This window comes from Pseudomonas peli (genome assembly GCF_050563605.1).
Classification (GTDB): Bacteria; Pseudomonadota; Gammaproteobacteria; order Pseudomonadales; family Pseudomonadaceae; genus Aquipseudomonas; species Aquipseudomonas peli_A.
Genome location: NZ_JBNXUH010000009.1, coordinates 149,348 through 173,315 on the forward strand (window position 1 = coordinate 149,348; position 23,968 = coordinate 173,315).

Sequence of the window (23,968 nt, forward strand, 5' to 3'; positions counted from 1 at the left end):
GGGCTTATAAATGCAAACCCCGGCTTATGGCCGGGGTTTGGTGTGGCTCAGGCGCTCCAGTCTATCAGAGCATCTTGCGCCCTTTGCCCGCCGCGATGCGCATGCGCAGGGCGTTGAGCTTGATAAAACCACCAGCGTCGGCCTGATTGTACGCGCCGCCATCTTCTTCGAAGGTGGCGATATTGGCGTCGAACAGCGAATCATCAGACTTACGACCAGTGATGATCACGTTACCCTTGTACAGTTTCATGCGTACCACGCCGTTCACGTTGGCCTGGGAAGCGTCGATCATCTGTTGCAGCATCAGACGCTCAGGGCTCCACCAGAAACCGTTGTAGATCAGGCTGGCGTATTTCGGCATCAACTCGTCTTTCAGGTGAGCGACTTCGCGGTCCAGGGTGATCGACTCAATGGCGCGGTGGCCCTTGAGCATGATGGTGCCGCCAGGAGTCTCGTAGCAGCCACGGGACTTCATGCCGACAAAGCGGTTTTCAACGATATCCAGACGACCGATGCCATTCGCGCCGCCGATGCGGTTGAGTTCAGCCAGCACGGTGGCCGGGCTCATTTCCTTACCGTCGATGGCAACGATGTCGCCCTTGCGGTAGGTCAGTTCGATATAGGTCGCTGCGTCAGGCGCTGCCTCGGGGGAGACAGTCCATTTCCACATGTCTTCTTCGTGCTCGGTCCAGGTGTCTTCCAGCACGCCACCCTCATAGGAGATGTGCAGCAGGTTGGCATCCATGGAGTACGGCGACTTCTTCTTACCGTGACGCTCGATCGGGATGGCGTGCTTCTCGGCGTAGTCCATCAACTTCTCGCGCGACAGCAGGTCCCACTCACGCCATGGGGCAATCACTTTGACGCCGGGCTTGAGCGCGTAGGCGCCCAGTTCGAAACGCACCTGGTCGTTACCCTTGCCGGTAGCGCCGTGGGAAATGGCGTCTGCGCCGGTTTCATTGGCGATTTCAATCAGACGCTTGGCGATCAATGGGCGGGCAATCGAGGTGCCCAGCAGGTATTCGCCTTCGTAGACGGTGTTGGCGCGGAACATCGGGTAGACGAAATCGCGGACGAATTCTTCGCGCAGGTCGTCGATATAGATTTCCTTGACGCCCATGGCCTTGGCCTTGGCGCGTGCCGGCTCGACTTCCTCACCCTGGCCGAGATCCGCGGTGAAGGTCACCACTTCGCAGTTATAGGTATCTTGCAGCCACTTGAGGATCACGGAAGTGTCCAGGCCACCGGAATATGCCAGGACTACCTTGTTTACGTCGGCCATGCCATCAACTCCACGGGGTTGTGCGGGAAAACCGACGATTCTACTGCCCATGCCGCCTGATTTACAGAGGCGCGACAGCTTGTGACGACCAAGCGACGGATAATTGTTGGACAACCGACGAACCGCCTGGCGCTGCAGGCGGTGGGAACGTGTCGGGATAAGCGCCGCAATCCGGGAAAAACACAGACAAATACGGTGTTTTAGGAGGTGGCCGCTGGTTCTGCTGGTTCGGCGGCGGGTGCAGGCGTGGGAGCTGGTTCTGCAGCAGGTGGTTCTGTAGCAGGTGGCACCGCCGCTTCGGGAACCCGATCAAGCAGGATACTGACCCGGCGATTCTTCGCCCGGTTGGCTTCGTTGGTGTTCGGTGCCACCGGGTAGCGCTCGCCATGAAAGCGCATGGTGATCTGCTCAGCTGGAATGCCATTGGCCTTGAGGTACTCCATCACCGCCAGGGCGCGGCGGCGCGACAGGTCACGGTTGGTCAAGCGATTGCCGCCATTGTCGGCATGCCCATCGAGTTGGATGCGGTTGACGCTGGGGTCGGCCTTGATGAAGTCCAGGATGATGTCCAACTTGGCCTGGGCCAGCGGTTCCAGCGCCACACCGCCACCTGGAAAGCCCACCTGGCTCTTGCGCACCTGGTCGAAGTTCACCGGTAGCAGTTTGGCCGTGCAATTGAGGTAGTCGTTGTAGGCCTTGTTGAACTTGGCCGGCAGCAGACGCACTTCCACGGCATCGCCGCCCATCGTCATGCGATGGCGCACCAGCGGGCTGCGGCCTTCGAGTAGGCCGGTGAGCAAGCGCGTGCCCTGCTCCTCGGAACTATTGAACAGCACCTCGGCGGGCGCCACCCTGACCGAACCCAAATTAATGTCACCACGCCCGGGCTGCCAGGGCGCAGCAGCAGCCAATAGCGTGGCCTCGCCAGTGCCCATCCAACGCTCGCGGCTCTTCAGGCTGAAAGTCACCTGCTCGCCGGCGCGGCGCACAAACATCCCGGAACCGAAATCGGTGATCGGCTGCGACAGGCGACACTCGAACTGATCACCTTCGACCTGCCACTCGATCTTCTCCAGACGAGTCTGGAAGCTGATGGCTAGGACGGGCTGGCTTGCCAGCAGGCAAAGCACCGCGAGTGAATAGGGTCGCACGACAGACTCCGGGGAATACGGCTTACCTGTTGTCTATCGGTGCCACGGCGGAAAACTTGAGCGGCGCTTTACTGCTCTTGCGCAGAGCTCGCTGCGGCGAACCGCGACCTTGCATCCGCCTTTGTCCGCCGCGCCTGCTTTCAACGTGCTGCCACGGGGCTTTTCCGGTAGCATTCTCGCCACGTTTTGCCCGCCTGGAAGCTTCCATGACTGACCGCCTTACCCTGCTGCGTCCCGACGACTGGCACATCCACCTGCGCGACGGTGGCGTCCTGCCCCACACCGTCGCCGATGTAGCCCGCACCTTCGGCCGCGCCATCATCATGCCCAACCTGGTGCCGCCGGTGCGCAACGCCAGCGAAGCCGATGCCTATCGCCAGCGCATTCTCAGCGCCCGCCCTACCGGCAGCCGCTTCGAGCCGCTGATGGTGCTGTACCTCACCGACCTGACCCAACCTGAAGATGTGCGCACGGCCAAGGCCTCGGGCTTTGTGCATGCAGCCAAGCTCTACCCGGCCGGCGCGACCACCAACTCAGATTCTGGCGTGACCAGCATCGACAAGATTTTCCCGGTGCTCGAGGCCATGGCCGAAGTCGGCCTGCCGTTGCTGGTACACGGCGAAGTAACGCGCAGCGAGATCGATGTATTCGACCGCGAGAAGATCTTTATCGGCGAGCACCTGAGCCGTGTGGTCGAGCGTTTCCCGACCCTGAAAGTAGTGTTCGAGCACATCACCACCCGTGATGCGGTGGAGTTTGTGCAAGGCGCTTCGGCCAACGTCGGCGCCACCATCACCGCCCACCACCTGCTATACAACCGCAACCACATGCTGGTTGGCGGTATTCGCCCGCACTTCTATTGCCTGCCAATTCTCAAGCGCAACACCCACCAGGACGCTCTGCTGGATGCGGCCACCAGTGGCAATGCCAAGTTCTTCCTCGGCACCGACTCGGCGCCGCACGCCAAGCACGCCAAAGAAGCCGCCTGCGGCTGCGCCGGTTGCTACACCGCCTATGCGGCCATCGAGCTGTATGCCGAAGCCTTCGAGCAGCGCAATGCCCTGGACAAGCTGGAAGCCTTTGCCAGCCTGAACGGCCCGGACTTCTACGGCCTGCCGCGCAACAGCGACAGCATCACTCTGGTGCGTGAAGACTGGACCGCACCTGCCAGCTTGCCGCTGGGCGAGCAAACCGTTATCCCGCTGCGCGCCGGTGAAACCCTGCGCTGGCGTCTGCTGGAGAGCCAAGCGTGAGTGAAGACCTGTACGACGACGAAACCGAAAGCGGCAGCCACTCCGGCCCGCGCCACCCGATGGCCGCACGCTTTCGTGGCTACCTACCGGTAGTCGTGGACGTGGAAACCGGTGGTTTCAACTGCGCCACCGATGCCCTGCTGGAAATCGCTGCCACCACCATCGGCATGGACGAAGGCGGCTTCCTCTATCCGGAGCACACCCAGTTCTTCCGTATCGAGCCGTTCGAAGGCGCGAATATCGAACAGGCTGCACTGGACTTCACCGGCATCAAGCTCGATCACCCGCTGCGCATGGCGGTCACCGAAGAGCACGCGTTGACGGAAATCTTCCGTGGCCTACGCAAATCGCTGAAAGCCAACAGCTGCAAGCGGGCGATCCTGGTCGGCCATAACAGCAGCTTCGACCTGGGCTTCCTTAATGCCGCGGTTAACCGCACTGGCATCAAGCGCAACCCGTTCCACCCGTTCTCCAGCTTCGACACCGCCACCCTGGCCGGCCTCGCCTACGGCCAGACCGTATTGGCCAAGGCCTGTCAGGCCGCTGGTATCGATTTTGACGGCAAGGAAGCGCACTCGGCCCGCTACGACACCGAGAAGACTGCCGAGCTGTTCTGCGGCATCGTCAATCGCTGGAAGGAGATGGGCGGCTGGATGGATTTCGACGACTAAAACCCATAGTCGCCGCATAACCATCGCTCATAAAAAAGCCCCGCACTTGGCGGGGCTTTTTATTGGGGCAGGAACAGCGCAGGCCAGGCCTGCGCTGCTTCTATCAGGCGCTTTGCGCCAGGTCCATCAGCTCGCGGTTAGCCACAGCGTACATTGCGTAATCGGTGTTGGTGGCCGCGCGCAGCTCGCCCAGCATGACCTTCCAGCGATCCACCAGGCGGCGGTGCTGATCCAGCCACACGCCGACCCGCTCTTCGATATCCGCAGGGCCTTCGGCCATTTGCAGTACCGACACGGTGATGGCGCGTTGCTGCCAGTCCAGGTCATCGCGGAAGGCTTCACGGGCCAGCGCTTGCCAGTTGTTTTCCACCGGCAGGCTGGTGATCTGCTGCAGGTACCAGGACAGCTCCAGCGACCCGCCAATGGCAAAGTACGCCGCTGCTACGCGATCCGGCTCCTGCCCGGTCACATCCGACGCCTCGATGATCGGCAGCAAGGTGTACAGATGGCTGGTGCCAGCAACAACACGCGCTAGTTCTTCCGGCACACCGGCTTCGACATACGCTTGGAAGCGCGCCAACCATTGTTCACGGGCCGGGCCTTCAAGCAGTTCGTCGAGTCGGCCAACCAGGGCTTCGATACGCGGTGCGAAATGCGCCACATCACGGGCAGCGTCCAGCTCGTTGCGGCGGCTGCGCAGGAACCAGCGGGTAGCGCGGCGGCCCAGACGCATCAGCTCGTCCATCAGCTGCAGTTGCAGCTCGGCCGGGACCTTGTAATCCAGCGCTTCGATCTGCTTCCACCACTGCGGCAGACGGAACAGGTCACGCACGATCACATAGGCGCCTGCGACATTCGCCGCGCTCATGCCGGTGGACTCCTTCAGGCGCTGCACGAAGGTGATGCCCATATGGTTGACCAGATCGTTGGCGATCTGCGTGCTGACGATTTCGCGCTTGAGGCGATGGCGACGCATCGGCTCACCGAACTTCTTCGCCAGCAGCGGCGGGAAGGCGGTTTCCATCTCACGCGCCAGGTACTCGTCATCCGGCACCAGGGACTTAAGCAGCGACTCCTTGAGGTCGATCTTGCTGTAGGAGATCAACACCGACAGCTCCGGCCGGGTCAGACCCAGGCCATTGGCAGCGCGCTCGTTGAGTTCGTCATCGGTGGGCAGGAACTCCAGGGCGCGGTCCAGCTTGCCGGCCGCTTCCAGGGCGTTCATCAGACGTTTGTACTCACCGACCCGCTCGCGGGCGCGGCGTTCGGCCAGGGACAACGCCTGGGTCTGCTTGTAGTTGTTGCCCAGCACCAGGCCGCCAACCGCGTCGGTCATTTCCACCAGCAGCTTGTTACGCTGCTTGCCGGTCATGTCGCCAGCGCCGACGATTTCGCCGAGCAGAATCTTGATGTTTACCTCGTGGTCGGAGCAGTCCACCCCACCGGCGTTGTCGATAAAGTCGGTGTTGCTCTTGCCGCCATTCAGACCGTATTCGACGCGGCCCAGCTGGGTCATACCGAGGTTACCGCCCTCACCCACCACCTTGGCGCGCAGTTCGCGACCATCTACGCGCAGCAGGTCGTTGGCCTTGTCGCCGACATCGGCGTGGCTTTCCTTGCTGGATTTCACGTAGGTGCCGATACCGCCGTTCCACAGCAGATCCACCGGCGCCTTGAGCAAGGCGTTCAGCAGTTCATTCGGCGCCAGCTTGTCGGCGCTGATATCAAAACGCTCTTTCATCTGCGGGCTGATGGCGATGCTTTTGGCGCTGCGCAGGAAGATCCCGCCGCCCGCCGAAATCAGCTTGGCGTCGTAATCGGCCCAGCTGGAGCGCGGCAGGTCGAACATGCGCTTACGCTCGACGAAGCTCTTGGCCGCATCCGGATTCGGGTCGATAAAGATGTGCATATGGTTGAAGGCGGCGACCATCTGCAGGCTTTCCGAGAGCAGCAGACCGTTGCCGAACACGTCACCGGCCATATCGCCGATGCCGATCACGGTGACGTTGTCCTTCTGCACGTCGATGCCGCGCTCGCGGAAGTGGCGCTGCACCGAGACCCAGCCGCCCTTGGCAGTGATGCCCATGCCTTTGTGGTCGTAACCAGCCGAGCCGCCCGAGGCGAAGGCATCGTCCAGCCAGAAGCCGTATTCGGCAGCAATGCCGTTGGCGATATCGGAGAAGGTCGCGGTGCCTTTGTCGGCCGCTACCACCAGGTAAGGATCGTCACCATCGTGACGCACCACGTTCTGCGGTGGCACCACGGCGCCGTCTTTCAGGTTGTCGGTGATATCCAGCAGGCCGCTGATAAAGATGCGGTAGCAGGCAATGCCCTCAGCCAGCACATCATCACGGGTGCCGCCGACCGGCATACGCCGTGGAATAAAGCCACCCTTGGCGCCCATCGGCACGATGACCGCGTTTTTCACCTGCTGCGCCTTGACCAGGCCCAGCACCTCGGTGCGGAAGTCTTCCTCACGGTCCGACCAGCGCAGGCCGCCACGGGCTACGTCGCCAAAGCGCAGGTGCACGCCTTCAACACGCGGCGAGTAGACGAAGATTTCGAACTTCGGCGTCGGCCGTGGAATATCCGGAATCGCTCGCGGGTTGAGCTTGAAGCTGAAGTAGGACTTATTCTGCCCGGCCGCATCGGTCTGGTAGAAGTTGGTGCGCAAGGTGGCTTTGATCAAGTCCAGGTAGCGGCGCAGGATGCGGTCTTCGTTAAGTACCGCAACGTTGTCCAGCGCGGCGAGAATCGCCTGCTCGAGCTTCTGCTGCTTGTCTTCCAGGTCATCGGCGGTGAGCTTGCGCGCCAGGTAGAAACGCGTTTTGAACAGACGCACCAGCTCCTTGGCGATATCGGCGTGGTTGACCAGGGTGCTGGCGATATAGCTGAGGTCGAAACCCAGGCGAATCTGCTTTAGGTAGCGCGCATAGGCACGCAGCAGCGCGACGTCACGCCACGGCATGGCTGCCATCAGCACCAGACGGTTGAAGCCGTCGTTCTCCGCCGCGCCGCCAACGATATTGACGAAGGCGCCCTGCAGGGTGTCGTTGAGCTGCTGGATATCGACATCCAGGCCTTCGGCATAGGTGAAGGCGAAGTCGTGAATCCAGAACTCGCGGCCATCGGCGCGACGCAGTTTGTAAGGGAATTCGCCGAGCACGCGCAGGCCAAGGTTCTCCAGAATCGGCAGCACGTCCGACAGCGGCAGCGGCGTATCGGCGTGGTACAGCTTGCAGTGCAGCTGCTGCTCGCCCTGGGTCAGCGGCTGGTAGAAGCTCATCACCAGTTGGCGCTCGCTGTTCAGGCTGAGCAGGTGCTGCATGTCCACCACCGCCGAGTGCGGGGCGAAACGCTCGCGGTAGCCGGCCGGGAAGCCGCCGGGGAACTCGCTGAGCACTTCGGTGCCCTGGGCTTCGCCGAGGCTTTCGACGATCAGGCTGGTGTAGTCGTCCTTCCACGAACGGCAGGCCTGGATGACTTCTTTTTCCAGGCGCAGCGGGTCGATCTGCACACGGTTCTTCGGGTCGACCTTGAGGATGAACTGCACCCGCGCCAGTACCGACTCGGAGAAGAAGGTCCAGAACTCGCAATCGGTGGCCTGCAGGCGCTCCATCAACACCTGCTGGATCTTCATGCGGGTTTCGGTGGAGTACACATCACGCGGCACATAGGCCAGGCAGTAGCAGAAACGGCCATAAGGATCGCGGCGCAGGAACACGCGAATCTTGTTGCGTTCCTGAATCTGCACGATCGCCATGGTGGTGTTGAACAGCTCGTCCACCGGGGTCTGGAACAGGTCATCACGCGGCAGCACTTCCAATACCTGTGCAAGCTCTTTGCCCAGGTGCGCGCTGCTGTCGAAACCGGAACGCTGCTTGATCACCGCTACCTTGCGGCGGATAAACGGAATGTTCCACACGCTCTCGGCGTACACCGCCGAGGTGTACAGGCCCATAAAGCGGCATTCCTTGATCACCTTGCCCTTGGCGTCCAACTCGCGGATCGACACCAGATCAGGATAAGCCGGACGGTGCACGCGGCTCGGCACGGCAGCCTTGGCGAAGGACAGCAGCTGCGGCTCACGCAGGTAGGCGACGGCTTCAGGCTCGATATGCAGTTCATCAGCCTTGAGGCCGCTGCGCAGGCGCTTGGACATACCCAGCAGGGACTTCTCGTCGTAGACCATGCTGCCGCCGCCGGCGCTGTCGGCAACGGTGAATTCTTCATAGCCGAGGAAGGTGAAGTGGTCGTCGAGCAACCAGCTCATGAACACCTTGATCTCTTCCAGCTCGGCGCCTTCGACCTTGAGCTTGGCCTTATCCAGCCAGGCCAGCAGTTCCTTGGCCTTGGCTTTCATCGGCTGGAAGTCGGCGACGCTCAGGCGTACATCGCTGAATACTTCGTGCAGGTCTTTTTCCAGGGTCTTCAACTCGCCGACGTTGGCGCAGCGGTCAATCTCCAGGAACATCAGTGCTTCTTGCTGCACATCCTTGCCCTGGGCACCCTTGGGCAGGATTTCCTGCAGCTCGCCGCTCTTGTTGCGGCGCACGCTGAACACGCTGTTCTGCAGGGTGTGGATGCTGTAACCGCGACGGTTCAGCTCCATGCGCACCGAGTCGACCAGGAACGGAATGTCGCTGTGCAGAATTTCCACGGCAGTGTGGGTGGACTGCCAGCCATGTTTTTCATAATCGGGGTTGAATACCCGCACTTCGGGCTTGGCCGGTTCAAAACGCTCCAGCACGCGCCAGGACGACAATGTGCAGCCGACCAGATCAGAGAGGCGACGCTGAGTCAGCTCCTCGAGGGCGATGATGCCGAAGAATTGCTCGGCGAACAGGGCTACTTGTGGCAGAGCCTGTTCACTGACGTGCTGCGCCAGCGCCGTTTGCAGGTGATGCTGAAAATCGGCTTTGCTGGCCGCCGTAAAGAACGCCATGGGTTTGCTCCGTTTGGCTTGTTATTCGTCAGGGGACTCGGTCAAGGCAGTCGCGAGTAATGACCTTCGCCACAACCTTGTTGTTCAACGTTAGTCTAGGAGGCAGCGATTGCATTAAAGTGGCTGCCACTTAACTCTGGCGAGATTCAAGACTCGCTGGTCACATTTGCCGGATGAGCTTAACGATGGAACACCGTGAAGCGCTTGTCGCGCTGCGACATTTTCTTTCAAGTCAGATCCTCGGCCAGGAAAAACTCATCGAAAGGCTGCTGATTGCCTTGCTCGCCGATGGCCACATGCTGGTCGAAGGCGCTCCCGGTCTGGCCAAGACCAAGGCAATCAAGGAGCTGGCCGAAGGTATCGAGGCCGAGTTCCACCGCATTCAGTTCACCCCCGATCTGCTCCCGGCAGATATCACCGGCACCGAAATCTATCGTCCGGAAACCGGCAGCTTCGTGTTCCAGCAGGGGCCGATCTTCCACAATCTGGTGCTGGCCGATGAGATCAACCGTGCACCGGCCAAGGTGCAGTCGGCACTGCTCGAAGCCATGGCCGAGCGCCAGGTCAGCGTGGGCCGCAGCACCTATCACTTGTCGCCGCTGTTTCTGGTGATGGCCACGCAGAACCCGATTGAGCAGGAAGGCACCTACCCGCTGCCCGAAGCCCAGCTCGACCGTTTTCTGATGCACGTAAAGATTGGCTTCCCCGACGCCAGCGTGGAACGCAAGATCCTCGCCCAGGCCCGTGGTGAAGCGCTGAATGGCGAAACCAAGCCCGAGCAGCTGGTCAGCCAGCAGGCGATTTTTGCCGCACGCCAGGAAATCCTTGGCCTGTATATGGCCGATGCGGTGGAAGAGTATTTGGTGCAACTGGTCATGGCCTCGCGCACCCCGGCCAAATTTGATCCGGAACTGGCCGAGTGGATTGCCTACGGCGCCAGCCCGCGCGGCTCGATTGCTCTGGACCGCTGCTCACGCGCCCACGCCTGGCTCGCCGGGCGGGATTTCGTCAGCCCCGAAGATATCCAGGCGGTGCTATTCGACGTGCTGCGCCACCGCATCATTCTGTCGTTCGAGGCGGAAGCCGCCGGCATCGACCAGGACCGCGTGGTGCAGCGCATTCTCGACGTCGTGGCGGTCGCCTAACCACCATGCACGACCAACCCACGCAACCCGGCATTCGCGTCAGCCTCGGTGAACTGATCGAGATGCGCCACCGTGTGCGTGAGGTGCAGCTGTTTTCCACGCCGGCGCGGCGCAGCCCGCTTATTGGTCTGCACCACTCCAAACTGCGCGGGCGCGGCGTGGACTTCGACCAGGTGCGCGTGTACCAGCCAGGCGACGACGTGCGCACCATCGACTGGCGAGTGACCGCGCGCACCCAGGAACCGCACACCAAGCTGTTCCACGAAGAGCGCGAGCGGCCGATCTACATCATGGTCGAGCAGAGCAAGCGGCTGTTCTTCGGCTCCGGGCTGATGTTCAAGTCAGTACTCGCGGCTCAAGCCGCCAGCCTGATCGGCTGGGCCGCCCTGGGCCACAACGACCGCATCGGCGGCCTGGTATTTGGCGATCTGGAACACCACGAAATCAAACCACGGCGCAGCAAGCAGAGCCTATTGCAGCTGCTCAGCCGTCTGGCCAAAGCCAATCAGGCCCTGAGCAATGACACCCAGGGCGGCCGCGACAGCTTCGGCCTCGCTCTGCGCCGCGCCCGCGAAGTGCTGCGCCCTGGCAGCCTGGTGGTGATTCTGTGTGATGAGCGCACCTTGAGCGACAGCAGCGAACAGCAGTTGCTGCTGCTGGCGCGGCATACCGACTTGCTGTTGCTGCCACTTTCCGACCCGCTCGACCATGCTCTGCCAAATGCCGGCCTGCTGCGCTTTACCGAGCACGGCGCGCAGCTGGAGCTGGACACCCAGGACGCCGAACTGCGCCAGGCCTACCGCAGCCTGGCCGATGCCCGCCAGGCGCGCTGGCAGCGCTTAGCACAGAAACTCGGCGTGCCGCTGCTGGCCCTGAACACCCAGAGCGAGATGATCGAGCAGCTGCGTGAGCACCTAAATGCCCAGCGGCCGAGGAAGGCCCTGTGAACCCGCTGGACCAGCTCGAACCGCTGATCGCCCCTGCGCCGATCAGCTGGTGGCCGCCGGCACCCGGTTGGTGGCTGCTCGCGGTTCTGCTGCCGCTGCTGTTGTGGGCCGCTTTCAAGCTGCTTAAACGCCTGCCGCGCAAAGCTGCCGGGCAGTCAGCCGAAGCAACCCTCGACCCACTGCGCCAGGCAGCACTGAACGAACTCGAACGCCTGAGCAAACCCTACGACGGCGTCGATGCCGGCCCCTGGCTGCAGCAACTCAATGCCATCCTCAAACGCCTGTGCCGCGAGCGTTACCCGCAAAGCCACAGCCATATCCTCAGCAGCCGCGCCTGGCTGGCTTTTCTCGACAGCCGTTGCCCAGCCGCCGGCCTGACTCGCTGGATGATTCTGGTGGAAGGCGCCTATCGCCCGCACTGCAGCCTGGATGACAAGGCCATCGCCGGCCTCAACCAGGCGGTGTCGATCTGGATTCGCAAACATGTTTGAGTTTGCCTGGCCCTGGGTCTTTCTTATCGCCCCCCTGCCCTGGCTGCTGCGCGCCTGGCTACCGCCTGCGGACAGCGGCGAGGCAGCGCTGAAAATCAGCTTTCTGGCGGAGCTGGAAGGCCTGAGCGGACGCCGCGCCCGCGTGCGACTGCCGGCCCTGCGGCAACAGGCTCCGTTTGTCCTGATCTGGTTGTTACTGCTGCTCGCCAGTGCGCGTCCGCAATGGCTGGGTGAACCACTGCCGTTGCCGGCCAGCGGCCGTGATCTGCTGCTGGCGGTGGATGTGTCCGGTTCCATGGATTACTCCGACATGCTCTGGGAAGATCAGGAAGTCAGTCGCCTGACCCTGGTTAAACACCTGCTCGGCGACTTTATCGACGGCCGTCAGGGTGATCGGGTCGGCCTGATCCTATTCGGCAGCCGCGCCTACCTGCAGTCGCCGCTGACCTTCGACCGACAGACCGTACACACCTGGCTGGATGAGGCGCAGAAGAACATCGCCGGGCCGCAGACCGCCATCGGCGACGCCATTGGCCTGGCGGTCAAGCGCCTGCGCGAGCGCCCGGCGCAGAGCCGCGTACTGGTGCTGGTGACTGACGGTGCCAACAACGGCGGGGAAATCGATCCCTTGACTGCCGCACGCCTTGCCGCCGAAGAAGGCATCACCATTTACCCCATCGGCATCGGGGCCGATCCTGAGCAAGGCGGCGTGCTCGGCATGCTCGGCTTCAACCCCGGTATCGATCTGGACGAACCAAGCCTGCGCGCGATTGCCGAGGCCACCGGCGGTGAATACTTCCGTGCCCGCGACAGCGAAGAGCTGCAAGCCATCGAAGCGACCCTCGACCGGCTGGAACCGGTGGCGCAGAAGCCGACTCTGGCGCGGCCAACCTTGCCGCTCTATCCCTGGCCATTGGGCTTGGCCCTGCTGCTCAGCCTGCTGCTAGTCAGTCAAACACTCTGGCCGAGCCTACAACAACGCTGGCGCAATCAGCTGACACTGCTGCGGGGGAAACAGTCATGAGCGAACTGACCAGCCTCTGGCCGCACTGGCAGCGGCCCTTCTGGCTGCTGCTGATTCCGCTACTAGGCATCCTGCTCTGGCAACTCTGGCACCGGGAAAAACGCACCGGCCGCTGGCAGGCTCTGCTCCCAGCCGCCTTTCAAGCTGCACTGTTGACTGCCACCGGCGGGCGCAACAGTCGTCTACCCTGGCTGGCCCTCGGCCTGGCATGGCTGCTTGCCCTGCTTGCGCTGCTTGGCCCGAGCTGGCAACGCATCGAACAGCAAAACCCCAAGCCGGCCGACCCGCTGGTGGTACTGCTCGAACTGACGCCAGAGATGCTCGCCAGCGACGCCTCGCCCAATCGCCTGGCCCAGGCCAAGCGCAAGCTGCTCGACCTGCTGGAAGCGCGCCAGGATGCGCAAACCGCCATCGTCGTATATGCCGGCAGCGCGCATACCCTGGTGCCGCTGTCCGACGACCTGGCGACCAGCCGCAATCTGCTCGATGTGCTAAGCCCTGAGATCATGCCGGAGCCTGGCAAACGCGCCGACCTGGCCGTGGCAAAGGCCTTGCAACTGCTCGAACAGGGCGCCCAGGGCAATGGCCGCCTGCTGCTGCTGACCAGCAGCCTCGACGAAACCCAACGCCAAGCCATCAGCCAAGCCCTCGGCCGCCGCGGCGAGCGCCTGCGTATTCTCGGTATTGGCAGCACTCAGGGCGCGCCGATCATTCAGGAGGACGGCTCGTTCCTCAAGGATGCTCAGGGCACCATCCTGCTGCCGCGCCTGGACAGCAACGGCCTCAAGCGCTTTGCCAGTGAACTGGGCGGCCTGTATCAGGGCGTCACCCTGGATGAACGCGACCTGCGCAACCTGGGCTTACTCGATGCACCGCAACAGCTGCGCCGCGATGGCGAGCTGACCCGCCTGCAAGCCTGGGCCGATCAGAGCCACTGGCTGCTCCTGCCCCTGCTGCTGCTCGCTGCCTGCGCCGCGCGCCGCGGTTGGCTGCTGTGCCTGCCGCTGTTGCTGCTGAGCCTGCCGCAGAACAGCTACGCCTTCAGCTTCGACGACCTCTGGCTGCGCGCCGACCAGCAAGGCCAGCGCCTGCTTGAGGCGCAGCAGCCAGCGGCAGCCGCGCAGCGTTTCCACGATCCACGCTGGCAAGGCCAGGCGCTCTACCAGGCCGGTGATTACGCCGCGGCCGCCGAACGCTTCGCCAATGGCGAAACCGCCAGCGACCACTACAACCGTGGCAACGCCCTGGCGCGCAGCAATGAACTGGAAGCCGCCGTGGACGCCTACACCCAGGCGCTGGAACTGCAACCCGACTTGGCCCAGGCGCAAAAGAACAAAGCCTTGGTCGAAGAACTGCTGCGCCAGAACCAGCAGCAACAGAATCAAGCCGACAATCCGCAAGAACCCAACGAGCAGCAGAATCAGCCCAGCAGCCAGCCGCAGGCAGGCCAGTCCGATCCAGATGCCCAGCAGCAGGCCGAGCAATCGCCGGCCAAGCCGTCAGAGCCAGAGGACAAGGGGGAAAACCCCGCACAACCTGGCGCAGATGAAGACGCGGATACGCCGCCGAAACAACCAGAAGAAGACGACAGCGACAGCGGCGAAGAACAAATCGCCAGCGCCGAGCCGAGCCTCGACGGCGAGCGGCGTCAGGCATTGGAACAATGGCTGCGGCAGATCCCCGACGATCCGGGCGAGCTGCTGCGGCGTAAATTCAGGCTGGAACAACAACAGCGCCAGGAACAACTGCAATGAGCCGACTGCTCTGTACCCTTCTGCTTGGCCTGCTGGCCCTGAATGTCAGCGCGCAAAGCCTGACCGCCAGCGTCGACCGCACCCGCCTGGATGCCGGCGAGAGCGTTGAGCTGACCCTGGAATCGGATGACGCCACGCTGTTCGGCAAACCCGATCTGCAGCCGCTCAATGAGCTATTCGAAGTGCTCGGCACCCGCCAGGTCAACCGCCTGACCAGCGGCAGCAATGGCGCCCAGGCCAGCACGCGCTGGATCGTCACCCTGCAACCCAAACACAGCGGTTATGTGGTGATACCGCCGCTGAGCCTTGGCCAGCTGCAAAGCGAACCCATCACCCTGCATGTACAACAAGCCTCCAGCGCCGATGACAGTCGCCTGGCCCCGGTATTTATCGACGCCAGCCTGGATCAGGAAAGCGTCTACGTGCAGGCGCAAACCGTGCTGACGCTGCGCATCTACCACTCTGTTTCGCTTTACGACGACAGCAGCCTGACCCCGCTGGACATGCCCCAGGCGCGCGTTGAGGCGCTCGGCGAGCCGCGCACCTACGAGAAAGACATCAACGGCGTGCGCCATGGGGTGATTGAGCTGCGTTACGCGATCTTCCCCCAGGAAAGTGGCGAGCTGCTGATCCCCGCACAGGCCTTTACCGCCACCGCGGTTGACCGCTCCGCCAGCAATACCTACAACCCGTTCGGCCCGCGCCCAGGCAAGGTGGTACGGGTCAGGTCTCCGGAAATCCCGCTGACGGTAAAAGCCAAGCCGGGCAGCTACCCAGCCGATGCCCCCTGGCTGCCAGCACGCGCACTGACCCTGAGTGAAGTCTGGAGCCCGCAGCCGGAGACAGCCCGCGTCGGCGACTCGCTGACCCGCAGTCTGCTGCTCAAGGTCGAAGGCCTTGCCAGCGCACAACTGCCGCCCTTGCCAGCCACTCAGGTTGCCGGCCTGCGCCGTTACCCCGATCAACCGCAACTAGCCAACCAGGCCAGCGACAACGGACTGGTGGCCAGCCGTGAAGAGCGCGAAGCACTGGTGGCCAATCGTGAGGGAATGATTGCCTTGCCGGCAATCGAAGTGCTGTGGTGGAACACCAAGACCGATCAGCTGGAACGCAGCAGCTTGCCGGCTCGCAATCTGCAAGTAGCCGCCAACCCGAATCTGGAAACCCTGCCGGTTGAAGCAGCGCGCCCTGCAGTCAGCGAGGTGGCCAACGTACAACTCTGGCCCTGGCAGCTGAGCAGCGCACTGCTGAGCCTGACCACCCTGCTCGGCTTTACCCTGTGGTGGCGCGCGCGTCGCCAGCCTCCCGTATTGCCCAGCCAGCAGACTGGCCCCAGCCAACGCAACCTGCTCGATGACCTCAAACGCAGCTGCCTGGCCAACGACTCGCAGGCCACTCGCCATGCGTTGGACGCCTGGGCGCGTCAGCAACCGGAAACCCTGGCCGATATGGCTGCGCGCTTTACCCCGCTGTCCGAGGCCCTCGACGGCCTGAATGGCGCACTGTACAGCGAAAGCGGCCAGCACTGGCAAGGCCGCAATCTGTGGCTGGCCATTCGCAGCCTGCCCGCTGTAGAAGACCTCGAAAGCACCGCCAATCAGGACACCAGTGCCTTGCCACCACTGTATCCGCGCTAGCAAGTTAAGCTCCGGCGCAGCGGTTGTAGGGTGGGTTAGTGGCATACGCTGGGGTTGAACCACAACTGCGCAACTGTTCTGCCAGGTACCCCACCAAGCGGTTATCGGTTTACCTCGAGTAATGGATTACCCGTCACCCTTGTAGGCGCGGGCTTGTCCGCGAAGCTGCTGGGGTCTAGCGCAATTCGCGGGCAAGACGGAGTGCCGCCCAGCCGCTCCTACAATCCGTAGCCCGAATGAAATCCGGAAAATGTTCGTTTACGCAGCCCCATGGACTACATCCGGCTACAAACCGAGGGCAGCGCGATTCACGGGCACGCCTGCGCCACAAAAGCCATCTGCAAACCTAACCCTTAGACAATAAAAAACCGCGACCCAAGGGCCGCGGTTTTTAGTGTTGCGACTGCGTATCAGGCTTAGCCCTTGTTACGCAGCTTCTCCGGGTTGATCAGGAAGCGTGCCAGAGCAGGCAGCAGCCAGATCGCACCGATCATGTTCCAGAGGAACATAAAGGTCAGCATCAGGCCCATGTCGGCCTGGAACTTGATCGCCGAGAAGATCCAGGTCGCTACACCGATCGCCAGGCAGATGCCGGTGAACAGCACCGCTTTACCGGTCGACTTGAGGGTCTCGTAGTAGGCCTCCTGCAGCGACAGCCCCTGACGCAGGTAAGTCTCCAGACGGCTGTAGATATAAATGCCGTAGTCGACACCAATACCCACACCCAAAGCGATTACCGGCAGAGTCGCCACCTTCACACCGATGCCCATAAAGGCCATCAGGGCGTTACCCAGTACCGAGGTCAGTACCAGCGGCAGCATCACACACAGCGTCGCAGCCAAGGAGCGGAAGGTCAGCAGACACATGATGCCCACTGCGGCGTATACCGCGAGCAACATGGTGGTCTCGGACTTGGCAATCACTTCGTTGGTAGCCGCTTCGATACCAGCGTTACCGGCTGCCAGGATGAACTCCAGGCCGTCCTTGTTGTTTTCCTTGGCAAAGTCTTCGGCAACCTTAACCGCACGAGACAGGGTTTCTGCCTTGTGGTCGGTGAGGAACACCAGCAACGGTGCCACCGAGCAATCACCGTTGTACAGGCCATCGGCCCGAGCAATGGAGTTGTTCAGCACGTCCTGGTTACGCGACAAGGTTTCCCATTTCAGGTTGCCCTCGTTCATGCCTTTGATCACCTGACGCGACACGGTGACCATGGAAATGGCCGACTGCACGCCTTCGGTGTTCTCCATCTTCCACATCAACTCATCCATGGCCGACAGAGTCGGGTAAGTCGAGCAGCCTTCAGCCGCCGTCTTGACCATGATCACCAGTACATCGGAGCTGGTGGAGTAGTTGCGGATGACGAAATCGTTATCCAGGTTGTAGCGCGAATCCGGATGCAGCTCAGGCGCGCCCTGGTCGAGGTCACCGATCTTCAGGTTCTGCCCGTACCACACACCACCTGCCAGCGCCGCGACTGCAACCACCACGGAAATCGGGGCTACCATCGGGTGCGCACAGTTGGAGATAAAGCGCCAGAACGGATGATCCTTATCAGCTTCTTCGCGGCTGATCTTCACCGCCTTCTTGCTGATGCCGACATAGGAAATCATCACCGGCAGCAGAATCAGGTTGGTCAGAATGATCACCGCCACACCCATGGATGCGCCGATGGCCAGCTCACGGATCACACCGATATCGATCAGCAGCAGAGTGACAAAACCCACGGCATCCGACAGCAGCGCCACTAAGCCCGGAACAAACAGCTGACGGAAGGCCATACGTGCGGCAGACAGCGAATCGGTCGCCTCACCAGAGGCCATGGCAATGCCGTTGATCTTCTGCACGCCGTGGGAAATACCGATGGCGAAGACCAGGAACGGCACCAGCATCGAGTACGGATCAAGCCCGAAGCCCAGGGTGTGCAGCAGACCCAGCTGCCAAACCACCGCAATCAGCGTGGCCAAAACCACCGCCAGGGTGCTCTTGAAGCAGTGGGTGAACCACAGCAGCAGAACGAAGGTAATGGCGATTGCCACCGCAAAGAACAGCGCCACGCCAATCAGACCATCGATCAGGTCGCCGACTTTCTTGGCGAAACCAATGATGTGAATTTTGACGTTGGGATTCTGCGCCTGGTATTTATCGCGGATTTTCTCTTCCAGCTCGTGGGAGAACTTCTGGTAATCCAGCGGGATCTGCTTGCTCTGATCGTTCGGGTCGGCATAGGTCTCAAGCAACGGCAAATCGACGATGCTCGACTTGAAGTTGTTGGCCACCAGACGGCCAATCTGCCCGGACTTGAGAATGTTGCTGCGCAGCTCTTCCAAACTTTCCGCAGAGCCGTCGTAGGTTTGCGGAATTACTTCACCGCCGGCAAAACCTTCTTCAGTCACTTCGGTCCAGCGTACGCTTGGGCTCCATAGAGACTTCAGGCCGGAACGGTCGACACCCGGAATATAGAAGGCTTCGTCGTTGATCTGACGCAGCGTCTCCATGTATTCCTTGCTGAAGATATCGCCGTCTACCGCTTCCACCGAGATACGCACGGTGTTGCCCAGGTTCGCCAGGTCATTGCGGTGTTCGAGCATCTTCTGAATATACGGATGCCCCAGCGGAATCATCTTCTCGAAGCTGGTCTGCGGACGCACCTGCGCCGCCTGGAAGAACAGAAACAGACTGATCAACAGGCACAGCAGAATCACGGCCGGGCGATTGTTGAAGATCAACCGCTCCAGGAAGGAGGCAGGTTGTTGTTGATGCTTACTCATGCAAAGGCTCCTGGCTTATTGTTGTTGGCCCAGATCGGCGCCAGTAGGCGCAGCAGCATGAACGCCACCCTGCCCTACCAGAATCAGATTGCCGTTTTCCATTGCTGCAACGCCTGCCAGCGAAAGCCGGTCGGCACGATTGATCACACTGAAATTGCGGCCGCTGTCGGTGCTCTTGAGTACGGTGCCGCCATGGCCAACCACCACAATGGAACCGTCGGCCAGACGATTACCGTCAGCCAGACCAAACTCCAGAGGGCCATTGTTGGCGGTGCTCAGGCTGATCGCCTGCCAGGTCATACCGAAGTCTGCCGAACGGAACAGATGCCCACGCAGGCCATAGACCAGCAGCGCTCCGGCTTCATCAGTGCCCAAGGCACCGAACAGCGACCCCTCGTAAGGGCCTTCCAGGGTTTCCCAGGTTTGCCCCCAGTCCGGGGAGCGGAACATCGCGCCCTGCTCGCCCACAACAAACAGGCCGGAGTCTTTGACTTCGACAATGGCGTTGAGGTGGTAGGCGTCTTCGTTGTCCATGCGGTCGCTGACATCTTCCCAGTTGGCGCCACCGTCAGTGGTTTCCAACAAGGCGCCGTAAGCACCTACGGCATAACCGTTGTTACGGTCTTTGAACCACACATCCAGCAGCGGCGCCTCACGCTCAAGGTCTTCGAACTGCTTGACCCAGGTAGCGCCGCCATCGGTGCTAGCGAGAATCTGCGCATCATGACCAACCGCCCAGCCGTGGCTGTCGTCGATAAAGAACACGGCAGTAAGCATCTGCTTGGTCGGCACCTTGGCCTGAACCCAGCTTGCGCCGTTGTCGTCGGAGTACAGGATATGCCCACGATCACCGACGGTGACTAGGCGCTTACCCAGGCTGGCGACATCCAGCAGCAGGCTTTGATGAGCTTGGGCAGAGGTTACCGAGTAATGACTGGCGTCATCGCTGGCAGCCTGCAATGGCGCACTGGTAAACATCAGCACGGATAGCACACTACACAGCGACAGCGCTTTGGCTATCGGTGAGTGGACGCGGAGCGCCGGTGCGCGGGACAACCCCACAACACGACCGGCCTGGGTGCGCCGCATGACGGGCTCACTCATATACCTTCCCCCTTATTCTTATAGGTAGCACTACCCTTATAGCAGTGCGCCTATCCTACTGAGCTTTCAAAAGGCCTGACAATCGGCGCGACGTTATGTTTTGTTAAACCCGCCCGCCTACCATGCCCTGTTGGACTGACAAATAGCAAAAGGCCGCTACAACAGTAGCGGCCTTTTGCTCAACCTACACGCGGATTAACGCGTACCGCGGCGACGCAGCGCAGCAGGTTTGAAGTAACCATCATCCGGCACAGCCTGGCTGAAGTCGATGGTGCTTGGCTCTTCGTTATCCAGGTTCTGCACGTGGTAACGACGCGCCTGCAGGTCGTGGAAGCTATCCAGCGCAGACCAGGTGGTCGGCAGGTCGTAGTAGTTTTTCAGGTAGGCAATCGAAACGCGCCACAGCTCGCCACGACCGTCGTACTGATCAACCACTGCTGCTTGCCAGCTGTCCTCGTCGAGGAACAGGGTACGCTTGGAGTAGATGTGACGCGAACCCGACTTCAGCGTGCCCTCGACTACCCACACACGGTGCAGCTCGTTGCGAGTAAACGCTGGGTTCAAGTGACCGACTTGCAGCAGGTCCTTGTACTTCACTTCAGGGCTGGTGACCTTGTAGCTGTTGTAAGGAATGTAGATTTCCTTCTTGCCGATCAGCTTCCAGTCATAACGATCTGGCGAACCGTTGATCATGTCGGTGTCGTCTGCAGTACGCAGGCCGTCAGCGGCAGCGATCGGGGTGTCATAAGCCAGGTTCGGCGCACGACGTACGCGACGCTGGCCGGCGTTGTAGCCCCAAGCCTGACGCGGCTCTTTTACCTGATCCAGGGTTTCGTGCACCAGTACCGCACCACCGGCCAGACGCGCCGGGCTCTTGGTGAAGGACAGGTAGTAGAACATGATGTTGTTCAGGTCAGCGGCAGTCCCTTTCGGGTTGTAGAACTTGAACATGGCTTCCTGCTGCGAGGTCACCAGGGAGTAGCTGCCGTTACGCTGTACGGCCACTTCCGAAGCGCGACGCACGATGTAGGTACCGCGATAGCGTGCGATGTGGTTCCACAGCGCTTCTACACCATTTTGCGGGATCGGGAACGGGATGCCGCCGTAAGCGTCGGAGAAGCCGTTACCACCATCAAGCAACTTGGCCGTGCTGGCGTTCTTGATGGTGTTGTCATACACCCACTTTGGCGCAGAACCGGAGCGGCGGGTCTGGTAGACCGGCATCTGGTAGCTGTTCGGGTAGGTATTGAACATCGCAATCTGACCTGGGGTCAGGTTGTCTTTGTACTGATCCAGGTTGGCTTTGGTGATGGTGAACAGCGGTTTGTCATCAGCAAAAGGATCGACATGGTGCTGGCCTGGCGTCTTGTAAGCCGCTGGTGCCTGAGTAATACCACCGGTCCACTCAGGGATGGTGCCTGCCGCGTTGCCGGCTTTCTCGGCACCAAACGGGGTGAGGCTTGCGCCCAACTTGGCCGCTTCCGCAGGCGAAACTGCAGCGAACGCGCTGCCAGCGGACAGGGCCAGCGCAATGGCAGCACCAATCAGCGTGTGCTTTTTCAGCATCTTGATTCTCCGTGAAATAAGTCATCAACCGAGTGCCCGCAGGCACTCGATATTTTCTAGTTATGTTTAGAAAGAATACTTGACGTTCAGGCCGATATTGTCGCGGTCGCGGCCAGAATTGCTTTGACCGGCGCCCATAAACTCGGTGTATTGAATTTCAGCTTCCAGGCTGTTCAGGTAGCTGGCGCGAAGACCCAGCGTGTATGCCTTGCGGTCTTCAATAAAGTTACCAGTCTGATGGCCATTACCTTCAAAATCATGTTTGAAAATAGTAAATGGCGACAGATTTACACCCGCATAAACGTCGTTCCAAGTACCGGACAGCACTAGCGTATAGCCATAAGCATCAGTCGATGCACAGTCTTGCTTGGCCATGGCGGCATCTGTTGAATAGGAGGTATTAGCACGACCAGCAATGCAGCGATCGCCATTGATAGCGCTATATTTCAGGCTATCGCCACGAAGATGTTCAGAAGCAAGTTCCGCAACACCAAACAGCGAATCGAAGCTCAGCACATTACCGAAGTTATGGATAGCACCAATAGATGCATTAAACGCTTCAACGCGACGATAGTTGCTTACAGAGCCATCACGCGTAATTTGCTGACCAGAAATAAGCGCCGTGCCTGCACCAGGAAGAGCACCTGAATTATCTGCGAGCTTAGCGCCCTGCAAAACCAGATCACCCAGCAGATCGTTGGTCGCAGCAATACCTACAGGAAGATTAGGGCGATAGGCCAACTCACCGAAAACTGACGTCTCGTTTACGGTAGTGTTAAAGCTGAATCCATACATACGAATATCTTCAGCATATTCGCGCTTGGCCTGAGTAGAGCCTAACAAGTCAACGGTTGCCAAACCGCCTGCAGCTGCCGGCCCCACCAAGCCTGACAGCGTTGTTAAGTCAACTCCCGTATAGCCATTCAGATCAGCATAAATAGCTGGTTCCTTAGCATGATAATTAACAAAGTAAGCACCAAACTCGGTAGAGTTTAACTCTTCAGCAATATATTTGAATGAAAAACCATACTGACCATCATCCTTGGCGTTAATGTCACTAGTAACATCAGCAACTTTCAGAATATCGCCAAACGAAGAATTAACGCCATTCTGATACAAGCCTGTCGCTTGCAGCAATGGCAATGCTGGGTTCAGTGGGTTAGCAGCAGCATTATACCCAGCAATAGCCGGAGCCAGAGCCGTACCTGCAAAATTGTTATAAGCAGTATTACCACCCTCACCAAAAAGATCCGTCTCAGAGAAGAAGGTACCTACCGGATCAATAGCTGACTCTTTCCAGTTGAATTGATAAAAAGCGTCCATAGAGATATTGTCAGTCAGGCCAACGCTAAAGCTCAGTGCTTCAACTGGAACTAACACCTCTTTAACTTCAGCACCTGGCAGGCGGAATTTGCCAGCGTCCACCGGATTGGTGGTATTCACGCCACCGCGATAGAACAGACCTTCGCCCCAGTTGAACACTTGCTTACCGAAGCGCACGCCAACCGGCATGTCAGCAACATCCCAGTTACCATAAACGTATGCATCGAGAATTTCCGCATTACGACCAGCTGAGTGACGAGTAGCTCGGGTAAAACTGTCATCGTTTGGAGCATTCTGGCTTGGCTGATAAGCCAAGCTGGTGTCGTAGTAATTGTTGCGTTTATCCATGATCTGGGTGTCATAGAACGCAGTACCGCGCACAAAAGCACCGTAGTTCTGGTAGGTCACTTCCATATCGGTAGTGATCTTGAACACTTCAGATACCAGACCGGTATTGAAGTTACGGTTACCGTCGTTGGTGTTGATGTCGTTGTTGGTCTTGTCCTGGCCCTGTACGCGCCAGAGTTGGCCGTAGGACACGGTGGTATCGATGGAGCCGCTGATTTCATCGTCGGCGAAGCTGAATTCCACTGCCTGGGCGTGAGCTGCTACCAGCAGAGGAAGAAGACCGACAAAAGCAAAACCCGCCTTGGCAGGTGCGAAACGCAATACGGGCTTACGGGACTTAATTTCCATCGAAACATTACTCCGTGGACAGATCATCTTTTTTGTACCCCAACCGCTGAGGCACGTTATGGCCATACTGATGACGGCCTTAAATGTTGATTGGAAGGCAAGCCCCCAACGCGCTTACACGCACCTCACTGTTTGGCGTGCACCATGACGAGGTCAAATCAATTTAGTTCCCTGCAACCATGGTGCCAATTCAAACGGCCGTATAAAA

At 60.2% G+C, this 23,968-nt stretch carries 15 protein-coding genes; 8 read left to right on the forward strand and 7 right to left on the reverse strand.

All coding sequences use genetic code 11. The features are described 5' to 3' along the window. Nucleotides 1-64: 64 nt before the first annotated feature. Both ACQ4LH_RS13165 and ACQ4LH_RS13170 read right to left on the reverse strand, forming a co-directional pair. Nucleotides 65-1,282: an argininosuccinate synthase gene (locus ACQ4LH_RS13165; protein WP_430697564.1), complete on the reverse strand. Its 1,218-nt coding sequence runs from the start codon at nucleotides 1,280-1,282 to the stop codon at nucleotides 65-67. A gap of 200 nt (nucleotides 1,283-1,482) precedes the next feature. Next, complete coding sequence (locus ACQ4LH_RS13170; protein ID WP_430697565.1) at nucleotides 1,483-2,433, reverse strand: flagellar protein MotY; 951 nt, start codon at nucleotides 2,431-2,433, stop codon at nucleotides 1,483-1,485. Between the two features lie 206 nt (nucleotides 2,434-2,639). Here ACQ4LH_RS13170 and pyrC point away from each other — a divergent pair, with 206 nt between their 5' ends. Both pyrC and rnt read left to right on the forward strand, forming a co-directional pair. After that, nucleotides 2,640-3,686 (forward strand): dihydroorotase, encoded by a 1,047-nt coding sequence (gene pyrC / locus ACQ4LH_RS13175; protein ID WP_430697566.1) that lies wholly within the window; start codon nucleotides 2,640-2,642, stop codon nucleotides 3,684-3,686. Next, on the forward strand, nucleotides 3,683-4,357 hold the full coding sequence (rnt, locus tag ACQ4LH_RS13180; RefSeq protein WP_430697567.1) for a ribonuclease T: 675 nt from the start codon (nucleotides 3,683-3,685) through the stop codon (nucleotides 4,355-4,357). The genes pyrC and rnt overlap by 4 nt, the downstream gene beginning before the upstream one ends. 103 nt (nucleotides 4,358-4,460) lie before the next feature. Here the strand turns inward: rnt and ACQ4LH_RS13185 are convergent, their stop codons facing one another. Next, nucleotides 4,461-9,302, reverse strand: a complete 4,842-nt coding sequence (locus ACQ4LH_RS13185; RefSeq protein WP_430697568.1) for an NAD-glutamate dehydrogenase — start codon at nucleotides 9,300-9,302, stop codon at nucleotides 4,461-4,463. Nucleotides 9,303-9,487: 185 nt separating this feature from the next. On the opposite strand from ACQ4LH_RS13185, the gene ACQ4LH_RS13190 reads away from it, so the two are divergent. Genes ACQ4LH_RS13190 through ACQ4LH_RS13215 form a run of 6 tightly spaced genes read left to right on the forward strand, consistent with a single transcriptional unit; the run spans nucleotide 9,488 to nucleotide 16,300 of the window. Further along, the gene (locus tag ACQ4LH_RS13190; protein ID WP_136662503.1) at nucleotides 9,488-10,447 is read left to right on the forward strand and encodes an AAA family ATPase; all 960 of its coding nucleotides are present in this window, start codon (nucleotides 9,488-9,490) and stop codon (nucleotides 10,445-10,447) included. A gap of 5 nt (nucleotides 10,448-10,452) precedes the next feature. Next, nucleotides 10,453-11,394 carry a DUF58 domain-containing protein gene (locus ACQ4LH_RS13195; protein ID WP_430697569.1) on the forward strand — a complete coding sequence of 314 codons (942 nt, stop codon included), beginning with the start codon at nucleotides 10,453-10,455 and terminating at the stop codon, nucleotides 11,392-11,394. Then, a complete protein-coding gene (locus ACQ4LH_RS13200; protein WP_430697570.1) occupies nucleotides 11,391-11,885 on the forward strand; it encodes a DUF4381 domain-containing protein in 495 nt (164 codons plus the stop codon). Before ACQ4LH_RS13195 ends, ACQ4LH_RS13200 begins: the two co-directional genes overlap by 4 nt. Next, nucleotides 11,878-12,909, forward strand: coding sequence for a vWA domain-containing protein (locus tag ACQ4LH_RS13205; protein ID WP_430697571.1), 1,032 nt, complete (start codon nucleotides 11,878-11,880; stop codon nucleotides 12,907-12,909). The genes ACQ4LH_RS13200 and ACQ4LH_RS13205 overlap by 8 nt, the downstream gene beginning before the upstream one ends. After that, nucleotides 12,906-14,663 carry a VWA domain-containing protein gene (locus ACQ4LH_RS13210; RefSeq protein WP_430697572.1) on the forward strand — a complete coding sequence of 586 codons (1,758 nt, stop codon included), beginning with the start codon at nucleotides 12,906-12,908 and terminating at the stop codon, nucleotides 14,661-14,663. The genes ACQ4LH_RS13205 and ACQ4LH_RS13210 overlap by 4 nt, the downstream gene beginning before the upstream one ends. Continuing rightward, nucleotides 14,660-16,300, forward strand: a complete 1,641-nt coding sequence (locus ACQ4LH_RS13215) for a BatD family protein (RefSeq protein ID WP_430697573.1) — start codon at nucleotides 14,660-14,662, stop codon at nucleotides 16,298-16,300. Before ACQ4LH_RS13210 ends, ACQ4LH_RS13215 begins: the two co-directional genes overlap by 4 nt. Nucleotides 16,301-16,716: 416 nt before the next feature. On the opposite strand, the gene ACQ4LH_RS13220 is transcribed toward ACQ4LH_RS13215, so the two are convergent. The 4 genes from ACQ4LH_RS13220 to ACQ4LH_RS13235 all read right to left on the reverse strand — a co-directional run bounded on the left by ACQ4LH_RS13220 (nucleotide 16,717) and on the right by ACQ4LH_RS13235 (nucleotide 23,760). After that, nucleotides 16,717-19,071, reverse strand: a complete 2,355-nt coding sequence (locus tag ACQ4LH_RS13220; RefSeq protein WP_430697574.1) for an efflux RND transporter permease subunit — start codon at nucleotides 19,069-19,071, stop codon at nucleotides 16,717-16,719. Between the two features lie 15 nt (nucleotides 19,072-19,086). After that, on the reverse strand, nucleotides 19,087-20,175 hold the full coding sequence (locus ACQ4LH_RS13225) for a WD40/YVTN/BNR-like repeat-containing protein (RefSeq protein WP_430697576.1): 1,089 nt from the start codon (nucleotides 20,173-20,175) through the stop codon (nucleotides 19,087-19,089). A 195-nt stretch (nucleotides 20,176-20,370) separates the two neighbouring features. Continuing rightward, the gene (locus ACQ4LH_RS13230; RefSeq protein WP_305593745.1) at nucleotides 20,371-21,741 is read right to left on the reverse strand and encodes a DUF1329 domain-containing protein; all 1,371 of its coding nucleotides are present in this window, start codon (nucleotides 21,739-21,741) and stop codon (nucleotides 20,371-20,373) included. 66 nt (nucleotides 21,742-21,807) lie between these two features. Beyond that, complete coding sequence (locus tag ACQ4LH_RS13235) at nucleotides 21,808-23,760, reverse strand: DUF1302 domain-containing protein (protein ID WP_430697577.1); 1,953 nt, start codon at nucleotides 23,758-23,760, stop codon at nucleotides 21,808-21,810. Nucleotides 23,761-23,968 lie beyond the last annotated feature (208 nt).

Excerpts from the sequence above, each read along its gene's own strand:
- ACQ4LH_RS13165 (WP_430697564.1), bottom strand. The coding sequence starts at position 1,282 with ATGGCCGACGTAAACAAGGTAGTCCTGGCATATTCCGGTGGCCTGGAC.
- pyrC (WP_430697566.1), top strand. The coding sequence starts at position 2,640 with ATGACTGACCGCCTTACCCTGCTGCGTCCCGACGACTGGCACATCCAC.
- ACQ4LH_RS13185 (WP_430697568.1), bottom strand. The coding sequence starts at position 9,302 with ATGGCGTTCTTTACGGCGGCCAGCAAAGCCGATTTTCAGCATCACCTG.
- ACQ4LH_RS13190 (WP_136662503.1), top strand. The coding sequence starts at position 9,488 with ATGGAACACCGTGAAGCGCTTGTCGCGCTGCGACATTTTCTTTCAAGT.
- ACQ4LH_RS13195 (WP_430697569.1), top strand. The coding sequence starts at position 10,453 with ATGCACGACCAACCCACGCAACCCGGCATTCGCGTCAGCCTCGGTGAA.
- ACQ4LH_RS13205 (WP_430697571.1), top strand. The coding sequence starts at position 11,878 with ATGTTTGAGTTTGCCTGGCCCTGGGTCTTTCTTATCGCCCCCCTGCCC.
- ACQ4LH_RS13210 (WP_430697572.1), top strand. The coding sequence starts at position 12,906 with ATGAGCGAACTGACCAGCCTCTGGCCGCACTGGCAGCGGCCCTTCTGG.
- ACQ4LH_RS13215 (WP_430697573.1), top strand. The coding sequence starts at position 14,660 with ATGAGCCGACTGCTCTGTACCCTTCTGCTTGGCCTGCTGGCCCTGAAT.
- ACQ4LH_RS13220 (WP_430697574.1), bottom strand. The coding sequence starts at position 19,071 with ATGAGTAAGCATCAACAACAACCTGCCTCCTTCCTGGAGCGGTTGATC.
- ACQ4LH_RS13225 (WP_430697576.1), bottom strand. The coding sequence starts at position 20,175 with ATGAGTGAGCCCGTCATGCGGCGCACCCAGGCCGGTCGTGTTGTGGGG.
- ACQ4LH_RS13230 (WP_305593745.1), bottom strand. The coding sequence starts at position 21,741 with ATGCTGAAAAAGCACACGCTGATTGGTGCTGCCATTGCGCTGGCCCTG.
- ACQ4LH_RS13235 (WP_430697577.1), bottom strand. The coding sequence starts at position 23,760 with ATGGAAATTAAGTCCCGTAAGCCCGTATTGCGTTTCGCACCTGCCAAG.